General features: G+C 67.9%; 24 protein-coding genes and 2 pseudogenes. 10 read left to right on the top strand and 16 right to left on the bottom strand.

Annotated elements, in window-relative coordinates; translation table 11 throughout:
* The 5 genes from ACESMY_RS11425 to ACESMY_RS11405 all read left to right on the top strand — a co-directional run.
* Positions 1 to 626: magnesium chelatase domain-containing protein (locus ACESMY_RS11425; RefSeq protein ID WP_372784710.1), on the top strand; the 626-nt coding region annotated here is incomplete at its 5' end.
* A 3-nt stretch (positions 627 to 629) separates the two neighbouring features.
* Complete coding sequence (locus ACESMY_RS11420) at positions 630 to 1,250, top strand: CvpA family protein (RefSeq protein WP_372784709.1); 621 nt, start codon at positions 630 to 632, stop codon at positions 1,248 to 1,250.
* Positions 1,247 to 2,734, top strand: a complete 1,488-nt coding sequence (purF, locus tag ACESMY_RS11415; RefSeq protein ID WP_372784708.1) for an amidophosphoribosyltransferase — start codon at positions 1,247 to 1,249, stop codon at positions 2,732 to 2,734. The genes ACESMY_RS11420 and purF overlap by 4 nt, the downstream gene beginning before the upstream one ends.
* Positions 2,731 to 3,729, top strand: a complete 999-nt coding sequence (locus ACESMY_RS11410) for a bile acid:sodium symporter family protein (protein ID WP_372784707.1) — start codon at positions 2,731 to 2,733, stop codon at positions 3,727 to 3,729. Before purF ends, ACESMY_RS11410 begins: the two co-directional genes overlap by 4 nt.
* 11 nt (positions 3,730 to 3,740) lie before the next feature.
* Entirely contained in the window at positions 3,741 to 4,490 is a 750-nt protein-coding gene (locus ACESMY_RS11405; RefSeq protein ID WP_372784706.1) for an SDR family NAD(P)-dependent oxidoreductase, read from the top strand.
* Here ACESMY_RS11405 and der read toward each other — a convergent pair.
* The 13 genes from der to ACESMY_RS11340 all read right to left on the bottom strand — a co-directional run bounded on the left by der (position 4,438) and on the right by ACESMY_RS11340 (position 13,949).
* Positions 4,438 to 6,030 (bottom strand): ribosome biogenesis GTPase Der, encoded by a 1,593-nt coding sequence (der, locus tag ACESMY_RS11400; protein WP_372784705.1) that lies wholly within the window; start codon positions 6,028 to 6,030, stop codon positions 4,438 to 4,440. The two genes, ACESMY_RS11405 and der, sit on opposite strands and share 53 nt — an antisense overlap.
* A gap of 22 nt (positions 6,031 to 6,052) precedes the next feature.
* Positions 6,053 to 7,441, bottom strand: a complete 1,389-nt coding sequence (locus tag ACESMY_RS11395; RefSeq protein WP_372784704.1) for a PQQ-binding-like beta-propeller repeat protein — start codon at positions 7,439 to 7,441, stop codon at positions 6,053 to 6,055.
* On the bottom strand, positions 7,438 to 8,217 hold the full coding sequence (locus ACESMY_RS11390) for a hypothetical protein (RefSeq protein WP_372784703.1): 780 nt from the start codon (positions 8,215 to 8,217) through the stop codon (positions 7,438 to 7,440). Before ACESMY_RS11390 ends, ACESMY_RS11395 begins: the two co-directional genes overlap by 4 nt.
* A gap of 122 nt (positions 8,218 to 8,339) precedes the next feature.
* Entirely contained in the window at positions 8,340 to 8,717 is a 378-nt protein-coding gene (locus ACESMY_RS11385) for a hypothetical protein (protein ID WP_372784702.1), read from the bottom strand.
* Entirely contained in the window at positions 8,710 to 9,288 is a 579-nt protein-coding gene (locus tag ACESMY_RS11380) for an RNA polymerase sigma factor (protein ID WP_372784701.1), read from the bottom strand. The genes ACESMY_RS11385 and ACESMY_RS11380 overlap by 8 nt, the downstream gene beginning before the upstream one ends.
* A 27-nt stretch (positions 9,289 to 9,315) precedes the next feature.
* The gene (locus ACESMY_RS11375) at positions 9,316 to 9,705 is read right to left on the bottom strand and encodes a DUF6249 domain-containing protein (RefSeq protein ID WP_372784700.1); all 390 of its coding nucleotides are present in this window, start codon (positions 9,703 to 9,705) and stop codon (positions 9,316 to 9,318) included.
* A gap of 105 nt (positions 9,706 to 9,810) precedes the next feature.
* Positions 9,811 to 10,119, bottom strand: a complete 309-nt coding sequence (locus ACESMY_RS11370) for a hypothetical protein (RefSeq protein ID WP_372784699.1) — start codon at positions 10,117 to 10,119, stop codon at positions 9,811 to 9,813.
* On the bottom strand, positions 10,106 to 10,645 hold the full coding sequence (locus ACESMY_RS11365) for an RNA polymerase sigma factor (RefSeq protein WP_372784698.1): 540 nt from the start codon (positions 10,643 to 10,645) through the stop codon (positions 10,106 to 10,108). The genes ACESMY_RS11370 and ACESMY_RS11365 overlap by 14 nt, the downstream gene beginning before the upstream one ends.
* Complete coding sequence (locus tag ACESMY_RS11360; RefSeq protein ID WP_372784697.1) at positions 10,642 to 11,112, bottom strand: hypothetical protein; 471 nt, start codon at positions 11,110 to 11,112, stop codon at positions 10,642 to 10,644. The genes ACESMY_RS11365 and ACESMY_RS11360 overlap by 4 nt, the downstream gene beginning before the upstream one ends.
* 119 nt (positions 11,113 to 11,231) lie before the next feature.
* Complete coding sequence (locus ACESMY_RS11355; protein WP_372784696.1) at positions 11,232 to 12,284, bottom strand: aminoglycoside adenylyltransferase domain-containing protein; 1,053 nt, start codon at positions 12,282 to 12,284, stop codon at positions 11,232 to 11,234.
* Between the two features lie 182 nt (positions 12,285 to 12,466).
* Positions 12,467 to 12,811: an ArsC family reductase gene (locus ACESMY_RS11350; protein WP_372784695.1), complete on the bottom strand. Its 345-nt coding sequence runs from the start codon at positions 12,809 to 12,811 to the stop codon at positions 12,467 to 12,469.
* A 12-nt stretch (positions 12,812 to 12,823) separates the two neighbouring features.
* Positions 12,824 to 13,312: a hypothetical protein gene (locus tag ACESMY_RS11345; protein WP_372784694.1), complete on the bottom strand. Its 489-nt coding sequence runs from the start codon at positions 13,310 to 13,312 to the stop codon at positions 12,824 to 12,826.
* Between the two features lie 82 nt (positions 13,313 to 13,394).
* Positions 13,395 to 13,949 carry a 2'-5' RNA ligase family protein gene (locus ACESMY_RS11340; protein ID WP_372784693.1) on the bottom strand — a complete coding sequence of 185 codons (555 nt, stop codon included), beginning with the start codon at positions 13,947 to 13,949 and terminating at the stop codon, positions 13,395 to 13,397.
* 171 nt (positions 13,950 to 14,120) lie between these two features.
* Here ACESMY_RS11340 and ACESMY_RS11335 point away from each other — a divergent pair, with 171 nt between their 5' ends.
* Positions 14,121 to 15,191: a hypothetical protein gene (locus tag ACESMY_RS11335; RefSeq protein WP_372784692.1), complete on the top strand. Its 1,071-nt coding sequence runs from the start codon at positions 14,121 to 14,123 to the stop codon at positions 15,189 to 15,191.
* A 14-nt stretch (positions 15,192 to 15,205) separates the two neighbouring features.
* Positions 15,206 to 15,586: a VOC family protein gene (locus ACESMY_RS11330; RefSeq protein ID WP_372784691.1), complete on the top strand. Its 381-nt coding sequence runs from the start codon at positions 15,206 to 15,208 to the stop codon at positions 15,584 to 15,586.
* A 2-nt stretch (positions 15,587 to 15,588) separates the two neighbouring features.
* Here the strand turns inward: ACESMY_RS11330 and ACESMY_RS11325 are convergent, their stop codons facing one another.
* Positions 15,589 to 17,397, bottom strand: coding sequence for an FAD-binding protein (locus ACESMY_RS11325; RefSeq protein WP_372784690.1), 1,809 nt, complete (start codon positions 17,395 to 17,397; stop codon positions 15,589 to 15,591).
* 673 nt (positions 17,398 to 18,070) lie between these two features.
* On the opposite strand from ACESMY_RS11325, the gene ACESMY_RS11320 reads away from it, so the two are divergent.
* The gene (locus ACESMY_RS11320; RefSeq protein WP_372784689.1) at positions 18,071 to 18,505 is read left to right on the top strand and encodes a DUF1993 family protein; all 435 of its coding nucleotides are present in this window, start codon (positions 18,071 to 18,073) and stop codon (positions 18,503 to 18,505) included.
* 54 nt (positions 18,506 to 18,559) lie between these two features.
* Positions 18,560 to 18,823 (top strand): annotated as a pseudogene (locus tag ACESMY_RS11315) (transposase); the annotation flags it as partial.
* A gap of 58 nt (positions 18,824 to 18,881) precedes the next feature.
* Here the strand turns inward: ACESMY_RS11315 and ACESMY_RS11310 are convergent.
* Both ACESMY_RS11310 and ACESMY_RS11305 read right to left on the bottom strand, forming a co-directional pair.
* A complete protein-coding gene (locus tag ACESMY_RS11310) occupies positions 18,882 to 20,189 on the bottom strand; it encodes an IS701 family transposase (protein ID WP_372784688.1) in 1,308 nt (435 codons plus the stop codon).
* A 74-nt stretch (positions 20,190 to 20,263) separates the two neighbouring features.
* Positions 20,264 to 20,685: pseudogene (locus tag ACESMY_RS11305) on the bottom strand (transposase); the annotation flags it as partial.
* A 318-nt stretch (positions 20,686 to 21,003) separates the two neighbouring features.
* Here ACESMY_RS11305 and ACESMY_RS11300 point away from each other — a divergent pair.
* The gene (locus tag ACESMY_RS11300) at positions 21,004 to 23,400 is read left to right on the top strand and encodes a TonB-dependent receptor (RefSeq protein WP_372784687.1); all 2,397 of its coding nucleotides are present in this window, start codon (positions 21,004 to 21,006) and stop codon (positions 23,398 to 23,400) included.
* The last annotated feature ends 167 nt before the right edge of the window (positions 23,401 to 23,567 follow it).

Below are 23,567 nucleotides of genomic sequence, written 5' to 3'. Positions count from 1 at the left end.
TCCTGCGCGGCGCCAAGAACCGCTTCGGCGCCACCGACGAGATCGGCGTCTTCGAAATGGGCGACGCCGGGTTGGCCGAGGTCAAGAACCCCTCGGCGCTGTTCCTCAACACCTCCGGCGAGCGGGCGGCGGGCGCGGCGGTCTTCGCCGGCATCGAGGGATCGCGCCCGGTGCTGGTGGAGTTTCAGGCGCTCGTCGCGCCCTCGGCCTACGGGACGCCGCGGCGCGCGGTGGTGGGCTGGGATTCCGGGCGCCTGGCCATGGTGCTGGCTGTGCTGGAGGCGCGCTGCGGCCTCAGCTTCGGCGACCGCGACGTCTATCTGAATGTCGCCGGCGGCCTGCGGATCACCGAGCCTGCGGCCGACCTGGCGGCGGCGGCGGCGCTGGCCTCCTCCGGCCTCGATCAGGCGCTGCCGCAGGACTGCGTGGTGTTCGGCGAGATCAGCCTTTCCGGGGAGGTCCGCTCGGTGAGCCGGATGGACAGCCGCCTGAAGGAGGCGGCCAAGCTCGGCTTCCGCCGCGCGCTCGGCCCCGCGGACCTCGACGGCGGCGGCGCGATGACGGTGACCGGCGCCAGCCGGCTCGCCGACGCCGTGCGGCGGATCGGCGAAGGGGCGTGGGACTAGGCCATGACCCAGTTCGACATCATCATCCTGGTCCTCTTGGGAATCTCGGCCCTGGTCGGTTTCTGGCGCGGGGCCGTGGCCGAGATCGCCGCCATCGTCGCGCTGGTGGTCGCCGCGGTGCTGGCGATCTACAGCCTGCCGATCACCGCCCCGTTCGGCCACAAGCTCTTCCATTCGGACTGGCTGGCGGCCGCCTTCGCCCTGATCGCCACTTTCGTCGTGATCTACGTCGCCCTGCGGCTGATCGGCGGCGCGATCGCCCGGCGGGTGCAGGAGACCCGATTCCTCGGCACGCTCGACCGCAGCGTCGGCCTGGCCATCGGCCTCGTGCGCGGCCTCATCGTGCTGGGCGCGTTCAACCTGATGTTCAACGCCGCCACGCCGAAGGATCTGCAGCCGCACTGGATCGTGGGTTCCACGACCTGGCCGCTGGCCCAGAACATGGGCCGGATGCTGTCGGCGCTGGCGCCCAAGGGCCTGGACATCGCCGACCGGCTGAAACCGGCGTTCGACCGGGCGCTGCACAGCACGGCGCATGAGGCGCTTGATGACAGATTGAAGTCAGAAGGCTACGACGCGCGGCAACGCCGCGAGATCGAAGACCTGGTGGAGAAGTCCAGATGAGCGCTGTTGAGCGATGGTCGCCCTCCCACCGGGACCCGCTCGACGATTCCCCCCGGCTGGAATGCGGCGTGTTCGGGGTGTTCGATACGGCCGAGGCGGCCGGCCTCACGGCGATCGGCCTCCACGCGCTGCAGCATCGCGGCCAGGAAGCCTGCGGCATCGCCTGTTTCGACGGCCAGCGCTTCCATACCGAACGGCACATGGGCCATGTCGGCGAGGCCTTTGGCGGGGTCGACCTGACCGAGCGCCTGCCTGGCCGCTTCGCCATCGGCCACACGCGCTATTCCACCTCCGGCGGCTCGTTCATCCGCAACGTCCAGCCGATGTTCGCCGACATGGAGGCCGGCGGCGTGGCGCTGGCCCACAACGGCAACCTGACCAACTTCCTGACGCTCCGCGACCAGCTGGTCAGCCACGGCGTGATCTTCCAGTCGACCTCGGACTCCGAGGTGATCCTCCACCTGATCGCCCGCTCGCGGAAATCCCGCTTCGTCGACCGCTTCATCGACGCCTTGTCGCAGATCGAGGGCGGCTACGCCCTGGTGGCCTTGACCAACAAGAAGCTGATCGGGGTGCGCGATCCGCTGGGCATCCGGCCGCTGGTGCTGGGCGACCTCGACGGCAAGCCGATCCTGGCCTCTGAGACCTGTGCGCTGGATATCATCGGCGCCAAGTTCGTCCGTGACATCGAGCACGGCGAAATGGTGGTCATCGACGCCGACGGCGTCACCAGCGTGAAGCCGTTCCCCGCCGAGAAGGCGCGGCCGTGCATCTTCGAATACGTCTATTTCGCCCGCCCGGACTCGGTGGTGAACGGGCGCTCGATCTATGAGGTCCGCAAGCGCATGGGCCGGCGGCTGGCCCAGGAGACCGGCGTCGACGCCGACGTCGTCGTGCCGGTGCCGGACTCCGGCGTGCCCGCGGCGCTGGGCTACGCCCAGGAAGCGGGCCTGCCGTTCGAGATGGGCATCATCCGCAACCACTATGTCGGCCGCACCTTCATCCAGCCGACCCAGGCCACCCGCGAGTCGAGCGTGCGGATGAAGCTGTCGCCCAATCGATCGGTGCTGGCCGGCAAACGGGTGATGCTGATCGACGACTCCATCGTGCGCGGCACCAACTCCATCCGCGTGGTGCGCATGGTGCGCGAGGCCGGGGCGGCGGAGGTCCACCTGCGTTCGGCCTCCCCACCCCTGAAGTGGCCGGACTTCTACGGCATCGACATGCCGGACCGGGACAAGCTGCTCGCCGCCAATCACACCGTCGAGGAGATCGCCAAGATCCTCGACGTCGATTCCATGGGTTACCTCTCCGTCGACGGCCTCTATTGGGCGATGGATTCCGCGCCGCGCGATCCGGCCTGCCCGCAGTTCACCGATCACTACTTCACCGGCGACTATCCGACGCGCCTGCTCGACCGCGAGATCGCCGAGGGTCGCAACGAGCTTTCCGAGCGCCAGCTCTCCTTCCTGGTCGACGCGTGAGCGAAGGACGGCTCGGCGGCCTGCTGAGCCGCCTGAAGATCGATACCTACCTGCTGCTGATCGTCGCCATGGTGGTGGCCGCTTCGTTCCTGCCGGCCCGGGGCGAGGCCGCGGTCGGGTTCGGATGGGCGACCAAGATCGCCATCGGCCTGGTGTTCTTCCTGCACGGCGCGCGGCTGAGCCGCGAGGCGGTGATCGGCGGCCTGACCCACTGGCGGCTGCACCTCCTCGTCCTGGCGGCGACCTTCGGGCTCTTCCCGCTGCTCTGCCTGGGCGTGGCCGCCCTGCCCGCCCAGATCACCCCGCCGGCGCTGGCGGGCGGCATCATCTTCCTGGGGTGCCTGCCCTCGACCATCCAGTCGTCGATCGGCTTCACCGTGATCGCGCGGGGCAATGTCGCCGCCGCGGTCGCCGCCGCCTCGGCCTCGAACCTCCTGGGCATCGTCGTCACGCCGATCCTGGTGGGCCTGTTGCTGCACGCCAAGGGGGCGATCTCCGCCGGTTCGGCCTGGGCCATCGTCCTGCAGCTGCTGGCGCCCTTCGTGGCGGGCCAGCTCCTGCGGCGCTGGATCGGCGGCTGGGTGGCGAGCCACGCGCGGCTGGTCCAGATCGTCGACCGCGGCTCGATCCTGCTGGTCGTCTACACCGCCTTTTCCAGCGCGGTGGTCGAGGGCGTGTGGTCGCAGATCGGCGCGCTCGACCTGGCCCGTCTCCTGATCCTCTGCAGCGCGCTGCTCGCCGCCGTCCTCGCCGCCACCTTCTTCGCGGCCCGCGCGTTCGGCTTCAACAAGCCGGACGAGATCGCCATCGTCTTCTGCGGGTCGAAGAAGAGCCTGGCCAGCGGAGTTCCCATGGCCGGCGTCCTCTTTCCTGCCGCCACCGCTGGCCTAGCGCTGCTGCCCCTGATGCTGTTCCACCAGATCCAGCTGATGGCCTGCGCGGTGATCGCCCAGCGCTATGCAAAGCGGGCAGACTTGGACGCGCCGCTCGGCTAGGAAGCGGCCCCATGTCCGCTTCGAATCCCCTCTCCGAGAAAATCGCCCTCGTCACCGGCGCGAGCCGCGGCATCGGCCGCGCCTCCGCGCTGGCGCTGGCCAAGGCCGGCGCCCATGTGGTCGCCGTGGCCCGCACCGAAGGCGGCCTTACCGAACTCGACGACGAAATCCGCGCCGCCACCGGCGAGCCCGCGACACTCGTGCCGCTCGATATCACCGAGGGAAACGGCCTCGACCAGCTGGGCCTGGCGATACATCAGCGGTTCGGGCGGCTGGACGTCCTGGTGCACGCCGCCGCGATGCTGGGCCCCATGACGCCGATCAGCCACCTGGAGCCGCACCACTGGGACAAGGTGGTGGCCTTGAACCTGACGGCGACCTATCGGTTGATCCGCACCACCGAGCCCTTGCTGCGGGCCTCCGAGGCCGGGCGGGCCATCTTCCTCACCACCGGCCGCGTCACCCGTCCCAAGGCCTTCTGGGGCCCCTACGGCACGACCAAGGCGGGCATGGAGCACATGGTGCGCACCTGGGCCGACGAGCTGGAGCAGACCAAGATCCGCGCCGTCCTGCTCGACCCCAACACCATGCGCACCAAGATGCGCGCCGAGGCGATGCCGGGCGAGGATCCGCTGTCGGTCACCGATCCGGCCGAGATCGGTCCGCTGATCGTCGAACTGGCGCAGGCCGATCTCGGCCTGCCGACCGCTAACGTGGTCTTCGACCGCTGGAAGGCGGCCGGGACGCTCGCTTCGGCTTGACGCCGGGGCGCAACAGCTTGGCAGCCCGCCCACGCGGGTTGCCGGCCTTGGCCTTGGGGCCCTGGGGCTTGGCCTTGCCGAACGGCTTGGGCTTGCCGCTCGCCCCGGCCTTGGACTTGGCGGCCGCGGCGATCCGGGTCTTGGCCTTCAGGCCCGTCGTCGGCAGCCCAAACGGCGCGCGCGCCGAACCCTGCCCGGATTTTTCCTCGCCCTCGGCGTAAGGGTTCTTGTTCGACTTCACCGTCACGCGGATCGGCACGCCCGGCAGGTCGAAGCTCTCGCGGATCGAATTGATCAGGTAGCGGCGGTAGCTCTCAGGCAACTGGTCGGCGCGGCTGGCGAACAGCACGAAGGTCGGCGGGCGCGACTTGGTCTGGGCCATGTACTTGGGCTTGATCCGTCGGCCGCTCACCGCCGGCGGCGGGTGGCGCTCGGTGGCCATCCGCAGCCAGTCGTTGAGGTCGCGGGTCTTCACCTTGGTCGACCAGTCGGCGTGGGTCTTGAACACCGCCGGCATCAGCTTCTCGAGGCCGCGGCCGGTCTCCGCTGAGAGCGCGATGATCGGAGCGCCGCGCACCTGCGGCAGCTGGCGCTGGGCCTCATCGATGATCTCTGCGAGCCTAGCCTGCGGATCCTCCACCAGGTCCCACTTGGCCAGCACGAAGACCAGCCCCCGGCCCTCCCGCTCGACGAGGTCGGCGATCTGCAGGTCCTGGATCTCGAAGGGATGGGTGGCGTCCATCACCAGGATCACGATCTCGGCGAAGGTGATGGCGCGGATCGAGTCGTGGGTGGAGAGCTTCTCCAGCTTCTCCTGCACCTTGGCCTTGCGCCGCAGGCCCGCGGTGTCCACCAGCCGCACGGCCCGTTCGTCCCAGGTCCAGTCCACGGGGATGGCGTCGCGGGTGATGCCTGCTTCCGGGCCGGTCAGCATGCGGTCCTCGCCGATCAGCTTGTTGACCAGGGTCGATTTGCCGGCGTTCGGGCGCCCGACGATGGCGATCTTCACCGCCTTGTCGCCGTCGTCCTCATCGTGGTCGCTCTGGTCGGGCGCGACGGCGATCAGCGCCGCGTAGAGGTCGGCCATGCCCTCGCCGTGCTCGGCGGAGATCGGCACCGGCTCGCCCAGGCCCAATCCGAAGGCCTCCAGGATGCCCTGGTCGCCGGCCCTGCCTTCCGCCTTGTTGGCGGCCAGCACCACCGGCATGTCGCGCCGCCGCAGGATCTCGGCGAACACCTCGTCCATCGGGGTGACGCCATCGCGGCTGTCGATGACGAAGAGCGCGATGTCCGCCTCGTCGATGGCGAGCTCGGTCTGGATACGCATCCGCGCTTCCAGGCTGTCGTCGGTGACATCCTCGAAGCCCGCGGTGTCGATCAGTTCCAGGTCGAGGTCGCCGATGCGGCCCGTGCCGAAGCGCCGGTCGCGGGTGACCCCCGGCTGATCGTCGACGATCGCAAGCTTCCGCCCCGCCAGCCGGTTGAACAGCGTGGACTTGCCGACGTTGGGACGCCCGACGATCGCGAGTTTCAGCGCCATGGCGTCAGCATAGGCCCAAAGCTCAGCGCAGCGCGATCAGCTGGGCGTTGTCCAGGGCCACAAAGATGGAATCGCCCGCCGCGATCGGCCCGACCAGCGCCGGCGCGCCGAGATCGACCCGACGCTCGATCTCGCCGGTCTTGGCGTTGAGCGCCACCAGCTGGCCGGCGGACCCCACCAGGATCAGGCGATTGTTGACCAGGATCGGGCTCGACCAGATGGGCTTCAGCACCTTCTTGCCGCCGATAAACCAGAAGCCGCCCTTCTTCTTGGCGACGTAGCCGGCGTTCAGGTCGCGGATCCAGTAGATCTGGCCGCTCTCCCGCGAGGCGCAGATCAGCCGGCCGTCGACGGCCGTCACATAGACCACGTCGCCTTCCGGCAGCGGCGAGGTGATGCCCACCACCGGCAGGCTCCAGCGCGCCTGGCCGGTGCGCAGGTCGGTGGCGGCGAAGACGCCCGAGTGGCTGACCGCGAAGACGTCGCCTTGGTAGATCACCGGCCGGCCCGCGATGTCGCGGATCTCGGAGAGCGCGCTGGTTCGGCTGGCCCGCGAAAGGGCCTCGTTCCACAGGTCGTTGCCGTTCGCGGTGCGCAGCGCCACCAGCTCGCCGGAGCCGAACGAGGCCACGACGGTGTCGCCGGAAACCGCCGGGCTCGACGAGGAGAGGATGCGGGCCGATTCCGACAGCGCCTGATAGGTCCATCCCGGCGCGCCGGTGGCGGCGTCGAAGGTCATCAGGGTGTTGTCGAGCGCCACGGCCATCACCCGGCCGCCGAACACGGTCGGCGCGCCATGGATCGGCTGCTCGGTGCGCGCGCGCCAGCCGACCCGGCCGGTGGCCGCGTCGATCTGGGCCACCAGCCTGAAGCCGGAGGTCATGTAGAGCTTGCCGTCGGCATAGGCGAGGCCGCCGCCGAAGCCCTCGCGGTCGCGCTTGTTGTCGTTGGGCCGCATGTTGATGCGCCAGACCGTGGCGCCGCTCTGGGCGTCGTGGGCCGAGACCGTGGCCTGGGCGTCCATGACGAACACCTTGCCGCCCGCCGCGACCGGCGGGGCGGTGATCAGCTGGCCGGCTTTCGAGGCCATGCCGAAGCCCTTGCGCCAGATGACGGAGAGGCCGGGGGCGGCGTTGAGGTTGCCCGTCGACTGCTCGGGCGTTCCGCCCGGCAGCGGCCAGTCGGCCATGGCTTGCGGCAGCGGCAGGGCGAAGTCGACGCCCTTCAGCGCCTCGGCCGGCTCCAGCTTCTGGTCGGCGGCGACGATGGAGATGCGCTCGCCTTCGGTGGCGACTTCCTTCGGCCCGCCCTTGCCGTGGAACGGATTGACCTTGTTGAGCGTCGAGCAACCGCTCGCGCCGAGCGCGGCGATCAACAGGACGGCGAGCAGACTCTTGCGGCTGGGCGTCATTGCGGGCCGGGCGCCTGCGGCTGGCCCTGGGGCGCGAGGCCGATCGGGATTCCGCCGGGGCCGACGAGCATCGGCGGCGGGAGGTTCTGGGCGGCTTTCACCGCCGCTGGCACGGCGTTGGCCGAGCCCGTGTCGATCAGGTCCATCGCGGCCTTGGCCCGCTGGCGGGCGCTCTCCGGCGCGTCGGGCAGCAGCGAGACCACCACGAAGTCCTTGCGCGCGCCGGCGGCGTCGCCCTTCATCAGCTTGGCGAACGCCAGCGCCTCACGCGCCTGCACCCGATAGGGATGACCGTCTTTCATCAGCGGCGACAAACGCCCCTCCACTTCCGCGAAGGGAGCGGTGTCGAGGATCGCGAAGGCGGATTTGAGGCGCGCGGCGTCGCCGATCAGATCGGCCGGTGCGGCGCTCGCGGCCTGGTCGAACAAGGCGACCGCGGCCTTGGTGTCCTCGGGCTTGCCGTCGGCGAGCTTGGCGGCGCCGAGCTGCATCAGGGCCAGCGACTTATAGGCCTTGGACGGCGACTTCGCGACCTCGCCCCAGAGTTGCGCGGCCCTGGCCTGGTCGCCCTGAGCCTGGGCGGTGACCGCGGCGGAATATTGCTCCGAGGCCTTGTCCGTGACCTGAAGATTGTAGGCCTGCCAACCCCAGACCGCGAGCGCGGCCAGGAGGGCGGCCGCCGCCGCGGCCAGCACCCACGGGGCGCCCTTGCGCGCAAGCGTCCGGTAACGGTCGGAGCGAAGCTGCTCCTCGACCTCTTCAAATAGATCGCTCAATCGGGGACTCCGGACAGGTTTTGGCGCCGCGCTTTAGAGGCCGGGAACCTATAGCGCGCCGGTTCGCGCCGCAACCGATCCTCCCAAAGCGGGACGACGGGCCGCGGCGGCGATAAATGGCCTCAGATCTCGCCGATAACCCGGGTGAGCACGAAACCCATCATGACCACCGCCATGGCGGCCGCGGCCCAGACCACGGCGCCGCCGCCCGAAAGCGCGGCCATCCAGTCGGTCCCGGTGGAGATGTGGTTGATGCTGGAGGACAAGAGGCGCGCGGAATCCCCGGCGGTCTCGACCCGCTGGAAGACGTTGGACAGCATCAGCTGGCTCGCGCCGATCACGCCGCCGACCACGCCCGCCGCGCCGATCAGCCAGCGCCGCGCCGTCCAGCCCGCGTCCAGCCTGCGCTCCACCCGCTGGGCGAAGGCGCCCGCGTCGGGCAGCTCCGGGCTTTCCGCGAAAAGACGCTCCAGGCGGCGCTCGAATTCGATCTCAACCATTGCCGCGCCTCCCTTCAAGAACCGCGCCGTCGTCCGGCGCCAGTCGCGTTCTGAGTTTTTCCAGACCACGTTTGACATGGGATTTGACCGTTCCGAGCGGCAGGTTCAAGGCCTCCGCCGCCTCACTATGAGAAAGTCCTGCGCCGAAGCACATGGTGACGCAAATCCGTTCCGCCGCATTCAGCGCCTTCAACGCCCCTTCCAGGTCGATCGCCGCATGGGCGTCGCTGCGCGGGGTTTCTTCCTCGACCGCCTCGGCGGTCATCGCGCCGAGCCTGCGGTCGCGTTGCAGCCGGCGCAGATAGAGCCGGGCCGCGATCTTCCTCACCCAGGCCGCGAAGGTGCCCTCCCCGCGGAATTCCGAAATACGCTCGAAGGCGGTGAGAAAGGCGTCCTGGGCCACGTCGTCGGCCTCCGCGCCTTGCGCGCCCATCCGGCGCAGCACGCCGCGTACGGAAGATCCGTGCCTGCGCACCAGCTCCCCGAAGGCGCGCCGCTCACCCGTCGCCGCGAGGTTGCAAAGCTCGACGTCGTGCAGACTGGCGTAGCGTGAATGCTCTGAGCCCGTCATGGGCTGATCCCCCGGCTTTGCCGGCCCTCAGGCCTTGGTCCGGTTGATGAGGCCCAGCACGATGAAGGCCAGGCCGATGAATCCCGGGAAGCAGGCGCAGGCCACCAGCGGGAAGACCGCGTCAGGCTCTTCGAAGCCAAGGGCGACGCCGAAGGCGGCAAGCCCGATCGCCACGCCCATCCAGATGATGCCGATCCGCAGATCGCGGCCCGGTGACGGGGGCATGCGCATGGTCTGGACGTTGGTCGACATGGCGTCGACGATCTCCGTCGGCAGGGGTTGGCCCTTCTCGATGGCCATCCGCAGGGTTTCCTGAAGTTTCTGCCGTTCCCTGCTGCGCAGGTAAGCCGGCACCAGCACCAGGGCCCCGACCAGCAGGAAGGGGCTCAAGGGCACTAGGATCCAAATGAAGTCCAAGGTGATCTCCTCTCTCGATCTCAGGCAGGCCGTTCCAGCCCGTCTCTGATGAGGAAGAGACTTAAGCCGCGGCGGTCAGATGCAATCTATAGCGTGAAATCGTGTTCATGATTCCAGACCGAGGGCCGAACGGGCCCGGCCGCCGAGGATCATCGCCGCGCAGGCCGCCAGGGCGACCGCGCCCAGCGCGGGGAACAGCCCTTGCGACACCGAGACCAGCGCCGGCTGCAGCATCGGCCATACCGCCCAGAGCGCGCCGCCGCCCGCCACGCTGACCGCCGAGAGCAGCGCCACGTCCTCCTGGAACCGGCGGCGCATCACCTTCTCCATCACCGCGGTGGAGAAGACCGGGTCGCGGGGCGCCGGTTCGTCGAGCGCGAACAGGGCCTTCAGCTTGTCGTCAGCTTGCGTCATCGCACACTCCCAACGCCTGCAAGAGCCGCGCGCGGCCCCGCGATACATGACTTTTCACCGTGCCAAGCGGCAAATCCAAGGCCTCCGCGGCCTCCGCGTGGCTGAAATCCGCCGCCAGGCAGAGCGCCACGCAGGCCCGCTGGTCGGCCGGGAGATCGGCCATCGCCGCCTCCAGAGCCAGCCGGTCCTCCGGGGCCGCCTCGGACGGCGCCATCCGGTCTTCCTCGTAGCGCGCCGCCCTTGCCCGTTCCCGACCTGCCGAGCGCACGGCGGTCAGGTGCTTGTTGTAGCCGATGCCGCACAGCCAGGCCCGCACGCTGGCCCCGGCCTTCAGCCGCCCGATCCGCGACCAGGCCGCCAGGAAGGTCTCCTGCGCCAGGTCGTCGGCGCTCGCCCAGTCGCCGCAGGCACGGCGCAGGAAAGCCCGCAGCGCCTGCTGGTGCCGCTCCACGAGCCGCGAGAAGGCCTCGGCCGATCCGCCCTGGGCGGCGGCGACCAGGGCCTCGTCGAGGCTCGCCGGGCTCATCTGTCCCGATGGCTGGACGACAGCACCGCGAAGACAAGATTACCCAGCGCCACAATGGTCAGAATGATCGCGACCAGGCGGAAGGGGCCGTAGGTGCCGGGCCAGTCGGACCATTCCGACGCCCACCAGAAGCCAGCCGCTATGGCGCCGGTCACGAAGACGCTGCGCCACTGCCAGTAGGGTCCCCAGCGGTAATAGCGGCGATAGGCGCGGCGCATATGGCGCGGATGCATCCAGTAACCGCCGTAGCCGTATCCGGGATAGCCGGCCTGGCCGTCGTCCTGGATGTCCTCGCGGACGCCGCGCACCAGCTCCGGCGGCGGCTCCTTGCCCTGTGCGGCGTAGGACTTCAGCAGGTCCAGGTGGTCGCGGCTGCGTCGGTAGGCGAGCCACCGGTCCCAGGCCCCGAACACGAAGGCGCCGATCGGAAAGAGCAGCCACCAATAGCTGCGGAAGATGTCTTCCATGAGCTCAAGCTCCCTGAACACGTGGCGGCCCAGGTTTTCCCTCAGCCGCCTTTCCCCCTTAAGTCGCCGCCGACCTGTCGATCGGATGCAGGAGGAGAGCCTACGCCTAGGTCGGCCGCCTAGCCACGCCCTCGGCGGCTGCCCGGCCGCATGGGCGGCGGGGTGAACGTTCCGCCGCCGGGACGGCCGCCGCCCACAGGCGGCCCGCCCGGCCGTCCGGCCTGGAATCCGCCCGGCGCCGTCCGCTTTTCGGCCACCCGCCGCTCGAGGATGTCGCGCGCTCGCTGCATCTTGTCGGCGAACTCGACCGCATAGCGCGCGAACTCATGCGTGGCCGCGATCTCGGCGGGGTCGGCCGGCGCGCCGGACAGGGCCGTGTCGCCCTTCCGCACCGCCGCGGCGCGGGCGATCAGCCCCTGCCAGGCCGGATCGAGCGCACCCTGGGCCCAGGTCATGCTGGCCTTCTTCGACCAGACCGCGCCGGTCGCCAGGGTGTGCAGCATCCGGCAGAAGAGACCGACCCAGAAGGCCTGCCACGCGACCAGCTCCATCGGCTTCAGGCCCAGCGACAGGCAAAGGTCCATGGTCTGGCGAACCTCCGCGCGGAGGGCTGAGGGCGGCACGGGATCGATCAAAGTGCGCGGCGGCGGGCCGGCCAGCGTCACCCCCTTCTCCCGCAGGCACCAGCGGACGACCTGGGTGTTGTCGTGCTCCGAGCGCACCAGGGTTTCCGCCCCATGGTCGAGGTACCAGAGCGGATAGGCCCGCGGTGGGCTGCCCGAAGTCCCGGGGTCGGCCCAGTCCGGTCCGCGCGGTTCGCCCGGCGGATCGCGAGGGTCCTCCGACCAGCGCCGCAGGATGGCGGCCGGCAGGTAGGAGCCCTCGAGCCCGGTGCGCCAATAGGCGTAGGGCAGCTCGTGGATTTCGGCATGCAGCGCCTGGAACGGCGGCAGCTCCTCGGGCGTGAGGTCGCGCCCAGTGACGATGATGAAGTCGCAATCGCTGAACTCGGTGAAGTCGCCGACCGCGAAGGAGCCCTGCAGATAGGCGCCGACGAAATTGTCGCCGAGCCGCCGCCGGGCGCCCTCTACCAGATGGGCGAGGACGGCGTTCAGGTCGGCGTAGGGCGTGGGTTGGCGCGCAGCAGCGCGCGGGTCTTGGGATTTGGGCATGGAAAGCGTCCGTTCGAATGAAGCGAGACGCCGGTCGCGCGGACGCGCGTCCCGACAGATCGGCAGGCGACGGCGGGCGAAACGCCCGGTCGGCCTACGGCCTCAAACGAATGATGCTGATCATGGGCGCTCAGGCCTCCAGACAGAGACACAAAGTTAGCGGCGCCGCGGGTCTCAGGCAACTAGCCAAAGCGGGCGGCGTAGGCGTCCGGCTTGAAGCCGACCAGCAGGCCGCCGTCGGTTTCCAGCACCGGCCGCTTGATCATCGAGGGTTGCGCGAGCATCAGGCCGATGGCCTTGGTCTCTGTGAGGTTGGCCTTGTCGGCGTCGGCGAGTTTGCGGAAGGTCGTGCCCGAGCGGTTGAGCAGCACCTCCCAGCCCACCGCGCGGGCCCAGCCTTCCAGCCGCCCGCGGTCGACGCCTTGGGTCTTGTAGTCGTGGAAGTCGTAGGGGACCGCGTGATCGGCCAGCCATGCGCGGGCCTTCTGCATCGTGTCGCAGGCCTTGATGCCGTAGATCGTCGTCATGCGCGTCCGCTGTCAGCTCGCCGGGCGGTACCGTCGGACGGCCAGGTAGCCCAGGAGCACAAAGACCAGCAAGGTCACCCCCTGCGCGGCGACGAACGGCGGCTCGGTCCCCTTGGGGGCCAGGGCGTTCAGGGCCGGAAGCTTGGCGAAGGCCTGCACCACGCCCACGAAGCAGTTGAAGTAGAGCGCGACCACCGCGGTCACGACGTAGGCCGGACGCCAGGCGCCGGCGAGCCTGCGCCCGTAGAGCGCCCAGAGCGCGATCGCCAGGTCCACCAGTGAAATGACGCCCACGATGTGCGGCGGGCCGATGGCCTTGGAGTGGAAGAAGAACCCGGTCACGCTGGTCAGTACGGTGGTGACGAGGAAGAGCGCGGTCACGCCGTCGAGCCGCCGGTTCGCGATCATCGCGAAAAGGGCGACCAGACCGGCCAGGATGCCGATCAGGCTGATGATGACGTGGAGCGTCGTGAACGTTCCAACGGACATACCCAGGATCATGGCTCGCCCCCGCGAACTTGCGCGCCCTCAGTCGGGCGGGCGTTCACGCTAGCACAGCCGACGGGCGTGGATAGGCGGCGCTTCAGCCGGCGAGCGGCCAGCGCCCCAGCACCTCATGCCGGCCCTCGCCGAAGGGGCTGTCCAGCAGGACGAACTCCCGCGCCATCCAGCTGACCGGTTCGGCGAAGGCCCCTGGGACCTGCGCCTTGTCCCGGAGCAGGGTCACATGCGGCCAGAACTGCGGTTCGCGGCGCGGCGCCATGGTCCCGGCCACCAGGGCCTTGTGGATCGCGGCGTGCAGGATCTGCGCGCCGATCACGCCCTCGTCGCCCACCAGCACCAGCGGATGCGGGTCGTTCTTCCAGCTCTCCACATGGTTCAGGGTCACCCGGAAGGCGGCCTCGGAGACCTTGGCCGCCAGGGACGCAGCCTTTTCCATCACCGACCGCGTCGGCGGCCCGCGGAAGGTCCCGATGAAATTCAGTGACAGGTGCAGGCGCGACGCCGGCGTCGGGCGGCCCTTCAGCCCATGCCGCCGGCGCAGGTCGCCAGCCAGGCTGACGATCCTCTCGGCGGCCTCGGCGTCCGGCTGCAAGGCGAAGAAGACCCGATGTTCCGGCGAGGCGGCGCACTCCAATCGGCAGGCGGGCGCCTGTCGGACGACAGGTCTACAGGACGGAGCGCCGGACGTATCCACCCGGTCGCGCAGTAGGCGCCGGCGCCCGCGGACTTGACGTTACCCGGCGAGCGGCCTCCCCTGCCGCCGTGCACGCCATCCTAGAATGGCGGCCTGGGAGGATCTCTTGCGATGAGTCGTCGCCTTCTGACATTCGCCCTTATGGCCGCCGTCCTGGCGGCCGCCGCGCCCGTCGCCGCGCAGACCAGCCCCGCGGCGGTCGCCAAGGGGTACAAGGCCCAACGCAACGCCTTCGGCCAGCCCGACCTCTCGGGCGTCTGGAGCAACGCCACCATCACCCGGCTGGAGCGCGACCCGAAATACGGCGAGCGCCTGGTGCTGACGCCGGACGAGGCCAAGACCATCGAGGGCGCCAGCGACCAGCGCAACGCGCGCCTGCGGGCCAACACCGACACCTCGATCAAGAAGGTCGACGACCTGCCCGAATGCCAGAGCGGCGCCACGGGCCCGGCCTGCGGCTATAACGCCTTCTGGACGGACCCCGGCACCCGGCTCATCCGCATCGGCGGGGAGGCGCGCACATCGATCCTCACCGCGCCGGCCAACGGGCGCCTGCCGGGCGGCCCCGCCGCCGGGGCCGGCGCGGCGCGCGCCCGCGGCCAGCTGGGCGGCAACTTCGACAACCCGGAGAACCGGGCGCTGGGCGAGCGCTGCATCGTCGGCTTTGGAGGCACCTCCGGACCGCCGATGATGCCGGTGCTCTACAACAATCACTACGAGATCCATCAGACCGGCGACGCGGTGGTGATTGTGGTGGAGATGGTCCACGACGCGCGCATCGTTCACCTGGGCGGGACGCACCCGCCGGCCGGCGTCCGCAGCTGGATGGGCGATTCCATCGGCCGCTGGGACGGCGACACCCTGGTGGTGGAAACCACCAACCTGCGCCGCGAAGAGGGCCTGCGCGGGCCGGAAGACAATATGAAGGTGATCGAGCGCTTTACCCGCGTCTCGCCCCAGCAGATCCTCTATCAGTTCGAGGTGGTTGACCCCGCCGCCTTCTCAGCGCCTGTGAAGGGTGAGGAAGCGTTCAATTTCACCAAGGACAAGCTCTACGAATACGCCTGCCACGAGGGCAACTACGCCATGACCGGCATCCTGGCCGGGGCCCGGCAGGCGGAGAAGGAAGGCAAGGCGGTGGAGGGCAATCGCGGCCAGATCAAGGAAGAGGGCGGCAACTGAGGACCAGCGCCGACATGCACTATTCACGCCTCTGCGCGGTGCTGATCGACTGCAAGACCGATGACGTGGACGCCGCCGCCCGGTTCTGGGGCGAGGCGCTCGGCCGGCCCGTGGACAACGACCATCCGGGCACCCGCGGCCCCTATCGCATGCTGGAGACGCCGCCCGACGAGCCGATCGTGCAGATCCAGCGCGTGGACCACGAGAGCCGCGTGCACCTGGACATCGAGACCGACGACATCGCGGCCGAGGTGGCGCGCCTGGAAGGGCTGGGCGCCAAGGTCGTCAACCGCCTCGAGCGCTGGGTGGTCATGGAGGCCCCCACCGGCCAGCGCTTCTGCGTCGTGCGCGTGCAGCGTCCCGGTTTCCCGAAGAACGCCAACCGCTGGGACTAGGTCTAGGCTTCCCGCGTGAATCCGTCCGCGCTCCAGGCCTCGCAGCCGACGCTGTGATGGACAAAGAATAGGCCCTCGGGGTCGTAGCGCCGCTTGATCTGCTGCAGGCGCGGATAGTGCTCGCCCCAGAACGCCTGCTGCCAATCAGCCTCGAAGTAGTCGGTCTCCGAGACGTAGGAGGCCGGCTTCGCCTGGAGCGCCAGCAGCGGCCCCCAGGCGGCCTTCATCAGCTTGGCGTCGATCCGGCCTTTGCCGTCGTTCGGCTCGTGGCCGGCGACGCCCGGGTAGGCGGCGGGCTCCTCGGCGCCGGTGATGGCGAGCGCGAAGGCGTCGACCACCGCCGGGTTCATCGCCGTGTCCAGGGTGCGCGCCTGGGCTTCTTGCGTCGCCCCGGCGATGCCCTTGTTGCAATGAAGCGAGACGCTCCAGCCGTTGGCGGCGTGTATCAGAGCGTCGACCAGGGCCGCGCGGCGCGCCGGCTCCAGCAGGTCCTTCGACAGCCATGTCGACTGGTAGCCGTGGATGATCTGCCCGGCCTGACCCGCATCGCCGTCCCAGACATAGCGCTCGCCCTTGAAGGCGTAAGGAGTCAGCTCCGTGCGGTCGTCCATTTTCACGACGCCGGACAGCGTCTTCATGATCGCGCCGTTCCAGAACATCCGCGCCGGCAACGCCGAGATCTGCGGCTTGCCGAACGCATAGTCGCCGCTCCGCGCCGCAAGCCAATCGAGGAACGGCTTCCAGACCGCGGCGGCCTGCGCCTGGCTCAGGCCCTGGAAGACCAGGCTGAGGCCCAGTCGCCGGCGCGAGCGGAAATGGATTTGCTCGCCCCAATGCGGGTTCAAAAGATCTGTTCGGTAGAAGCTCAGCATCTGCTCGACCAGGGCGCGGTAGGCGTCGTCGTTGGCGGCGGTGATTTCGGCGTTCACCGCCCCGACGGTCGCCGGCAGCTCGTGCGTCCGAAGCGTCAGCCGCGTCACCACCCCGAATGTCCCGCCGCCACCGCCCTTCAGCGCCCAGAAGAGATCGGAGTTGGAGCTGGCGTTGGCGATCCGCACCTGGCCGTCCGCCGTCACCACCTCGGCCTCCAGCAGGTTCGCCGCCGCCGTGCCGAAGCCCTTCGAGAAACTCCCGAACCCGCCGCCTTGCACCAGCCCCGCCACGCCCACCGTCGTGCAGCCGCCGCCCTGGACGTAGCGACCGCCCTTGGTGGTCACCGCGTCATAGGCTTCCAGCCAGATGCAGCCGGCGCCCAGGCTGACGGCATGTTCGCCCGGACCCTTGCAGCCCTTGCCGACAAAGCTGTCGTGCAGCTCGATCGCCCGCATGGGCTTCATCCAGATAAGCAGCGAGTCCGGCGCGTTGGAACCGCCGAGGTAGCTGTGCCCGCCGCCCTTCACGACCAGCCGCAGATCGTGCGCCCGGGCGAACTTTACCGCCGCCGCCACATCCGCCGCGCTTTCGGCGGCCACCGCATACTCACTGGGCTTCGACGTCCACGCATCGGTCCAGCCCAGGCTCTGGGTGAAGGCCGGTGTCTCGCTGTTGTGAAAACTGTTGCGCACCGCCTTGAACAGCGCCGCGGTCTCCGGGCTCCCTGGCGCCGTGGCCGCCGCCGCCCACGGCGAGTCGATCTTGGCGAGCCGACCGCCGACCGCTTTTCCCAGACCCGCCCAGGCCGCCGCGTCCGGCCAACGCGCGTCTCCGGGCCGCACCCGCTTGCGCCCTTGCGCGGCAAAGGCCGGGGCAGGCGCCAGAGCCATGACCAGCGGCAGGGTGGCGGCGCCTTTCAAGAGGTTGCGTCTCAACATAGCGAGCTCCTTGGATGTCCGGCGGGTAGGTCGATCGCCGGACAATCGGTTGCCCTACCAGGGGCAGCAATCCCTTCGAACGCCATCACCCGGCTTACAGCCGACGCGTCGTCGGGAATGCGCCGAAAGCGGACTTTGGCGCTCGGCCATGGAGCGGACTTCGCGAACGTCGTCCATGACTCACGAACGGTCATTCGCCAGCGATCCCTTCTGTCGTTCAGGCGAAGCCACCAGCACCGCCGAACGCGGCGAGCGATTGGTTGCGATACCAGAGAACGGCAGCCTCACGCCCGCCTGTCCACTCCTAACGAGTTCGTATTTTAAAGCGACGCTCACTCCCACTCTATGATAAAAACTCACCATAAGTCCTTGATTATATTGTGAGATTTGGACGCTGAATTGGAATTACCCGAGTAGGCCGCCGGCGTTTTCTAACCCCATTGTTTTTATTGGGAAATTAGAGGCGAAATTTTTTTTGCCCGTTCGCCAACTATCGGCGTCAATCGCAGATCTAGCCCGACGCGCATGCGGCTCACCGCGCGTTCGCAATCTATCGTCTGTCGGAATTTCCGGCAACTCAGATACCGTCGGGCGGTCACCCCGCCCGCGACAGGTTGCGGCCTAGCCTGTAGGACCCCGCGGCGGGGTCGCTTGGACGCTGCGGAGAGTCACCATGCCGCTATCCATGCACCAGGCCTCAGCGCCGGTCTTCACCCAGGCGCTCAAGGGCTTGAGCACGGTCCTGCGAAAGGCTGCCGCCCAGGCTGAGGCCAAGGGCTACGATCCAGTGGCGCTGCTGCAGGCGCGGCTCTATCCGGACATGTTCCCGCTCGCCCGGCAGGTGCAGATCTGCACCGACTTCGCCAAGGGATCGATCGCGCGGCTGGCCGGCGAGGAACCACCCGCCTGGGCGGACGACGAGACGAGCTTCGACGACCTGATCGCTCGCGTGGAGAAGACGGCGGCCTTTGTGGCGGCCTACGGCGCAGACAGGATCGACGGTTCGGAAGAGCGTGAGATCACCCTTGTCCGGCGCGGCCAAAGCACCGTCGTGAAGGGCCAGCCCTGTGAATCGGCGCGAGCGATTGGCCCCTGCATACCCAATTAAATCAACATTTTATCGCGCCGATCGGCGTTGAAACCCCCGCCGATTCACACGCAGTGGCTGCTGGGCGACCGGGGCTATGACGCGGACTGGTTCCGGGATGCCTTGCAGGCCAGGGGCATCACACCCTGCATCCCCGGACGTAAGTCCCGGATCGAACCCATCAAATATGACAAGCGCCGGTACAAGAGCCGCAACCGCATCGAGATCATGTTCGGCAGGCTCAAAGACTGGCGTCGCGTCGCCACCCGCTACGATCGATGCCCGACCGTATTCCTGTCCGCCATCGCACTCGCGGCTACCGTGCTCTTCTGGCTATGAGTCCTGAGCCTAGCACTACTTTGGCAGATTTGATTTGGCGGCACTTTTGATCAGCCTGTCACAGTGGGGACAACGCTGCGGTGGAGGTCGGGCGAACAGATCGAGAATGGCTTGCCTTATGGCTGGCATGCTGGGCTGCGGCGGTGGGCCGGAGACTCTTTTTTTTCCGACCCGCTGCGGTGAGGCGGCGGGATTGAAGGAAGGCGTAGGCGATCATCGTCATCAAGGCGTGTCGGTGTAGTCCTTTCCAAGATCGGCCTTCGAAGTGGTCAAGCCCGAGCTCTTCCTTCAGTTGCTGGTGCGCCTGCTCGCAGATCCACCTGGCTTTGATCGTGGCGGCAAGCGCCTTGAGGCTGGTGTCGGGCGACAGGTTCGAGACGTAGTATTTTTGCTCGCCGGTCGATCGCCTCTCGCCGACTAGCCAGACCTCCTCGCCGGGCATCGCCTGGACGCGGTTGTCGAGCATGCGATGACGATGGCCATCGGCGATGCGGACGCGGCGGGCTGCAAAAAGGCAGGTCAGCCGGCCTTTGGTCCCCCGCCGCCAGCTCACCTTGCGCCATGGCTCGCTCGCGAGCATCTCCGCCGCGGAGGTCGGCGGCCGGTCGGTGATGTGGTGTTTGCGCTGCCTGCCGGTCTTCGCGACGGGGAAGATCTCGGCGATGTCGGTCGGATAGACGTTCTGACGACGTGACAGGCCCACGGCCCACAAGAGGCCGCGCTCGCTCAACGCCTGGCGGAAGGGCCCGCTGGAGCCGTAGCCGGCATCGGCGAGCACACAGCCGAAGCGCGCGCCTGAGGCGATGATCCGGTCGATCTCCTCTATGGCGATCTCCGACTTTGTCAGAGCCGACTGTCGATCCTTGGGCACGCCAGCCTTGGCCATGCGCTCCGCGTCGTCGGTCCAACCTTCCGGCAAAAACAGTCGCAAGCCAACCATCACCGGCACTTCGCGTGAGGCCAGCGTCACCGACACCAATGACTGACAGTTGGAGGTCTTGCCGAGTGAAGACGCATACTGGGGCGCCACCCCGACGGAATGACGGCCCTTCTTTGGGAGCGCCGTGTCATCGATGATCAGGAAGGCGTCTTCCTTTCCAACCAGACGGTCGGCTTCTTTAAGCAGAACCGCGTCAAGAGGCGCCCTGTCCCAGGTTCCCGCCGCCACGAAGTGGTGCAGCTGGTCGTAGCCGACGTCCCCTTGGCGCGCCGCCATAGGCTGGATGCTCTTGCGGTCTCCCGGGCCGATCAACCCCGCCACATACAACGGACACATCCGCCCGCGCCGCCGATCGCCCAAAGCCTCGACAAACGGATTCAGCCACGTCTCCAACTCCGCTCGCCAGGACGGCGTCACAGGCTCCATCAATCACGCTCCCGCCATTCCAGGCCCGAGCGTCACCCAACCTTCATTACCAAATCTCTAATCTGCCAAAGTAGTGCTAGGTCGTTACCGAGTGAGAGCTTGGCCGCGCTACTTGAACATCCACGCCTGCAGCTCGGCGACCAAAGGAGCGCTGAGCTCCTGGCGAACGGTCCGGCGCTGATCCCCCGCTCGATCTCGAACACCGCATCGATGCGGCGCACAGCCTCCAGCGCCATCGGTGAGATCACCGCCGGCGCCTTGCCGTGGGCCGGGCGCTGGCGGCGATGTCGGCCAGCACAAAGAACTTGCGCCGCGCGCGAGCCCAGCAGGCCGCCTCCAGGATCAGAGCTGGCTGACGTGTGGCGGCGTAGAGTTCGCCATAGTCGCTGAAGGCGTCGGCCTGCCGCGCGCCGGCCCAGCCTCGAAGTTGGGACCGACCCGGTCGGCCACGCTCGCGTCCGGCGCCAACGCTGCTGACAGCACCGCCGGCTTCTGGTCCTCAGCGAACCGGCGGCGGCCGTGCCCATCAATGCCGAGTACGTCATGCTGCGCCGCTAACACCGCTCCTAACCACTTGGTTAGCTCTGCAGTATCGCCGGCCGGGCCCGTCGACGATAGACGGCCCTCACCGGAGGTTAAAAATCTGCAACGCCTCAGACTCAATGCGCCCCGTCAGGCTCTGCTGATTTACGAACTCTGCCTCTCGTGCCGGAGGCGTACTACGCAATTGCTGCGCTTGACCCCTTCATAAATCCCTCTATGAATCTGTTAGGTGGGATGAAATTTCCCATATAAGGGATCAATGGAGGAAAGCTTGGGCGCCAATCGATCGTTTCTGTTTGCCAGCGTGGCGGTCACTTTTGGGCTTGCAGGTGCCGCGCGGGCCGCGATCCCGCCGGCCGCTGCGCAGCTCGACGAAGTCGTCGTGACGGCCACGCGGCGGGCGGAGAACCTTATTGATGTCCCGGTGTCCGCCGCCGTGGCGTCGGGCCAGACCCTCGAGCGGCTAAATTTGAACTCGGCCGAGGACCTGCCCCGCTTGGCGCCCGGTCTGACTATCGCCGGCTACAACACACCGCGCGGCGCCGGCTTCAAGGTGCGCGGCATCGGAACAAATGTGTTTGCTGACGGCATCGAACAAAGCGTCGGCACGGTCGTGGACGGCATCCCGCTGGCGCGCGCGGGCCAGGGCCTCGCGGACCTTATCGATGTCGATCACGTGGAGGTGCTGCGCGGTCCGCAGGGCCTGCTCTTCGGGCGCAACGCCAGCGCTGGTTTGATCAACATCGTCACGCGGCTGCCGACAATGACACCGAGCCTAGCCGCGGATGTCTCATATGGATCCGGCAATCAGGTGAAGGCCGCTGGGTCCGTTTCAGGTCCAGTGTCCAAGGATGTTCAGGGACGCCTGACAGCCTATCTCACCAAGGAAGACGGCTTGGTCCACAACATCGGCACCGGCAAGGACTACGACGGCCGGGACGAATACGGCGTACGTGGCCAACTCCGCTGGGTGCCCACCGAGGCCCTCGACATCGTCCTCCGCGCCGACTGGTCCAAACGCAACAACGATTGCTGCGTCTGGACCGTGAACCAGTTCGCCACGCGGGCCACCGACCCACGGGCGTCGGCAGCGTTCCTGTCATCCATAACCGGACCGATCAGCCAGGGTCCGGGCTCGCGGGATGTGAACCTGCGTGGTCAAATCTTCAACCTCTCCGAGAACGCGGGCGGGTCCATGGAGGTGAACTACAAGCTCGGCGCCTACACCTTGACGTCCCTCACAGGCTACCGAACCTGGGACCAGAAGGACAACAACGACGCGGACCTTTCGCCGCTCAATGTTCTCGACCGCAACTATGGGGGCAACAACCTCAATCAGTTCAGTCAGGAGATTCGGCTGACGTCACCCAAAGACCGGTTCATCGATTTCGTGGCAGGCCTCTTCTATTACGACTCCAGTAACGACGGGTCGTTCCAGCAGGTCGGACGCTTCACCATCGGCCTGGCCCAGGCGCAGGCTGCGGGCGCGAACCTGACCCTGGCGCCGGGCGTAGTGCTGCCAGCGGCGCAGAATTTCGGCCGCGACGTCAACACTACGATCCGGGTTCGCGACGAGGCCGCCTTCGGCCAGGCCAATGTGAACTTCACGCCCCGCACGCGCCTGATCCTTGGCGCGCGACTGACCGACACCCGGGTGAGCATGGACTTCGCACGGGTTGGAACTCCCGGGGCCAACGCGTTCAATTTCGTCCTGGGCGCGGCCTTCGCGCCCCTCGCCTTCAACGTCGAGACCAGCGACACAAGCCTTTCCTGGCGGGCGGGCCTGGCGCAGGACGTGGGCGAGCGCGGCAATCTCTACGCCACCGTGACTCGTGGCTACAAAGGCCCAGGTTTCAACAACCTGCTGGACGTTGTCATTCCAGTTGGAACGACGCCCCAGGATTTCACCCGAGTGCGGCCGGAAGTGCCCACCAGCTTCGAAGCGGGCTACAAGGCAGAGCTCTTCGAACGCCGACTGAGACTGAACCTTGCGGCCTATTACACTGGCTTCAAGGATTTCCAGGCCCAGGTGGTCGAGCCCCAGCCCAATGGACTCAGTTCCTACGCGATCCGCAATGCCGGCAAGCTGATCTCCAAGGGCTTCGAAGGCGACGCAACTTTTGCGGCGACCGCGAATCTGACGCTGGGCGGCTCGGCATCTTACAACGACGCCTACTTCGAGAGCTTCCTCGCGGCTTCCTGTCCGACGGCGGGCGCGCTCGTGACAACGCCCGGCGCATTTTGCGGCCCGCTGCTCGCGGGCGGCGCCAACCGGACGTCGTTCGATGCCTCGGGCCGCGATGCGCCGGGTGCGCCGAAGTGGACCGGCAATCTGAACTTCGACTATCGCCATGCGCTTGAGGGCGGGACGTGGGAAGGTTTCGCGCAGGGACTCTTCAACTGGCGCAGCAGCACGACTTTCGCGCTCTATCCGGCGAATATCCCCAATCCCACGGTGCAGAGGGCCTATGGCCTGGTCAACCTGACCGCAGGCGTCAGCAATGAGAAGCTCGGGACGACCTTGAGCGTCTTCGTGAACAACCTGTTCGACAAGCAGTTCGCCCAAAGTCTTTCGGGGCTGCCCTTTGACGCGATTGGCGGGGTCCTTCAGTTCGTTAATCGCGATGCTGAGCGAACCTTAGGTATAAAGATCAGCGTGCGCCGATGACGCATTCGAGCGTTGGTCGCCCCCGGCACGGGCCGGCCGCTCTTCTTGCGACGGTCTTTTGTATCGGCATCTTCAGACACGCAGCATCCGCGGCGGATCTCACGCCCTCGCCCTTGCCGTTGGCCGCTGTAGAAGATGGTCTCGACCTTCGAGCGCAAGCGCTGGTG

Source organism: Phenylobacterium sp. (genome assembly GCF_041691455.1).
GTDB lineage: Bacteria > Pseudomonadota > Alphaproteobacteria > Caulobacterales > Caulobacteraceae > Phenylobacterium.
This window is presented reverse-complemented; position numbering and strand designations above follow the sequence as displayed.

Bases quoted from the DNA above. Each gene is read 5' to 3' on its own strand.
- ACESMY_RS11420 (WP_372784709.1), top strand. From the start codon at position 630: ATGACCCAGTTCGACATCATCATCCTGGTCCTCTTGGGAATCTCGGCC.
- ACESMY_RS11385 (WP_372784702.1), bottom strand. From the start codon at position 8,717: ATGGTTGAGATCGAATTCGAGCGCCGCCTGGAGCGTCTTTTCGCGGAA.
- ACESMY_RS11405 (WP_372784706.1), top strand. From the start codon at position 3,741: ATGTCCGCTTCGAATCCCCTCTCCGAGAAAATCGCCCTCGTCACCGGC.
- ACESMY_RS11395 (WP_372784704.1), bottom strand. From the start codon at position 7,441: ATGACGCCCAGCCGCAAGAGTCTGCTCGCCGTCCTGTTGATCGCCGCG.
- der (WP_372784705.1), bottom strand. From the start codon at position 6,030: ATGGCGCTGAAACTCGCGATCGTCGGGCGTCCCAACGTCGGCAAGTCC.
- ACESMY_RS11325 (WP_372784690.1), bottom strand. From the start codon at position 17,397: ATGTTGAGACGCAACCTCTTGAAAGGCGCCGCCACCCTGCCGCTGGTC.
- ACESMY_RS11345 (WP_372784694.1), bottom strand. From the start codon at position 13,312: ATGATCCTGGGTATGTCCGTTGGAACGTTCACGACGCTCCACGTCATC.
- ACESMY_RS11360 (WP_372784697.1), bottom strand. From the start codon at position 11,112: ATGGAAGACATCTTCCGCAGCTATTGGTGGCTGCTCTTTCCGATCGGC.
- purF (WP_372784708.1), top strand. From the start codon at position 1,247: ATGAGCGCTGTTGAGCGATGGTCGCCCTCCCACCGGGACCCGCTCGAC.
- ACESMY_RS11350 (WP_372784695.1), bottom strand. From the start codon at position 12,811: ATGACGACGATCTACGGCATCAAGGCCTGCGACACGATGCAGAAGGCC.
- ACESMY_RS11335 (WP_372784692.1), top strand. From the start codon at position 14,121: ATGAGTCGTCGCCTTCTGACATTCGCCCTTATGGCCGCCGTCCTGGCG.
- ACESMY_RS11330 (WP_372784691.1), top strand. From the start codon at position 15,206: ATGCACTATTCACGCCTCTGCGCGGTGCTGATCGACTGCAAGACCGAT.
- ACESMY_RS11380 (WP_372784701.1), bottom strand. From the start codon at position 9,288: ATGACGGGCTCAGAGCATTCACGCTACGCCAGTCTGCACGACGTCGAG.
- ACESMY_RS11365 (WP_372784698.1), bottom strand. From the start codon at position 10,645: ATGAGCCCGGCGAGCCTCGACGAGGCCCTGGTCGCCGCCGCCCAGGGC.
- ACESMY_RS11320 (WP_372784689.1), top strand. From the start codon at position 18,071: ATGCCGCTATCCATGCACCAGGCCTCAGCGCCGGTCTTCACCCAGGCG.
- ACESMY_RS11370 (WP_372784699.1), bottom strand. From the start codon at position 10,119: ATGACGCAAGCTGACGACAAGCTGAAGGCCCTGTTCGCGCTCGACGAA.
- ACESMY_RS11310 (WP_372784688.1), bottom strand. From the start codon at position 20,189: ATGGAGCCTGTGACGCCGTCCTGGCGAGCGGAGTTGGAGACGTGGCTG.
- ACESMY_RS11355 (WP_372784696.1), bottom strand. From the start codon at position 12,284: ATGCCCAAATCCCAAGACCCGCGCGCTGCTGCGCGCCAACCCACGCCC.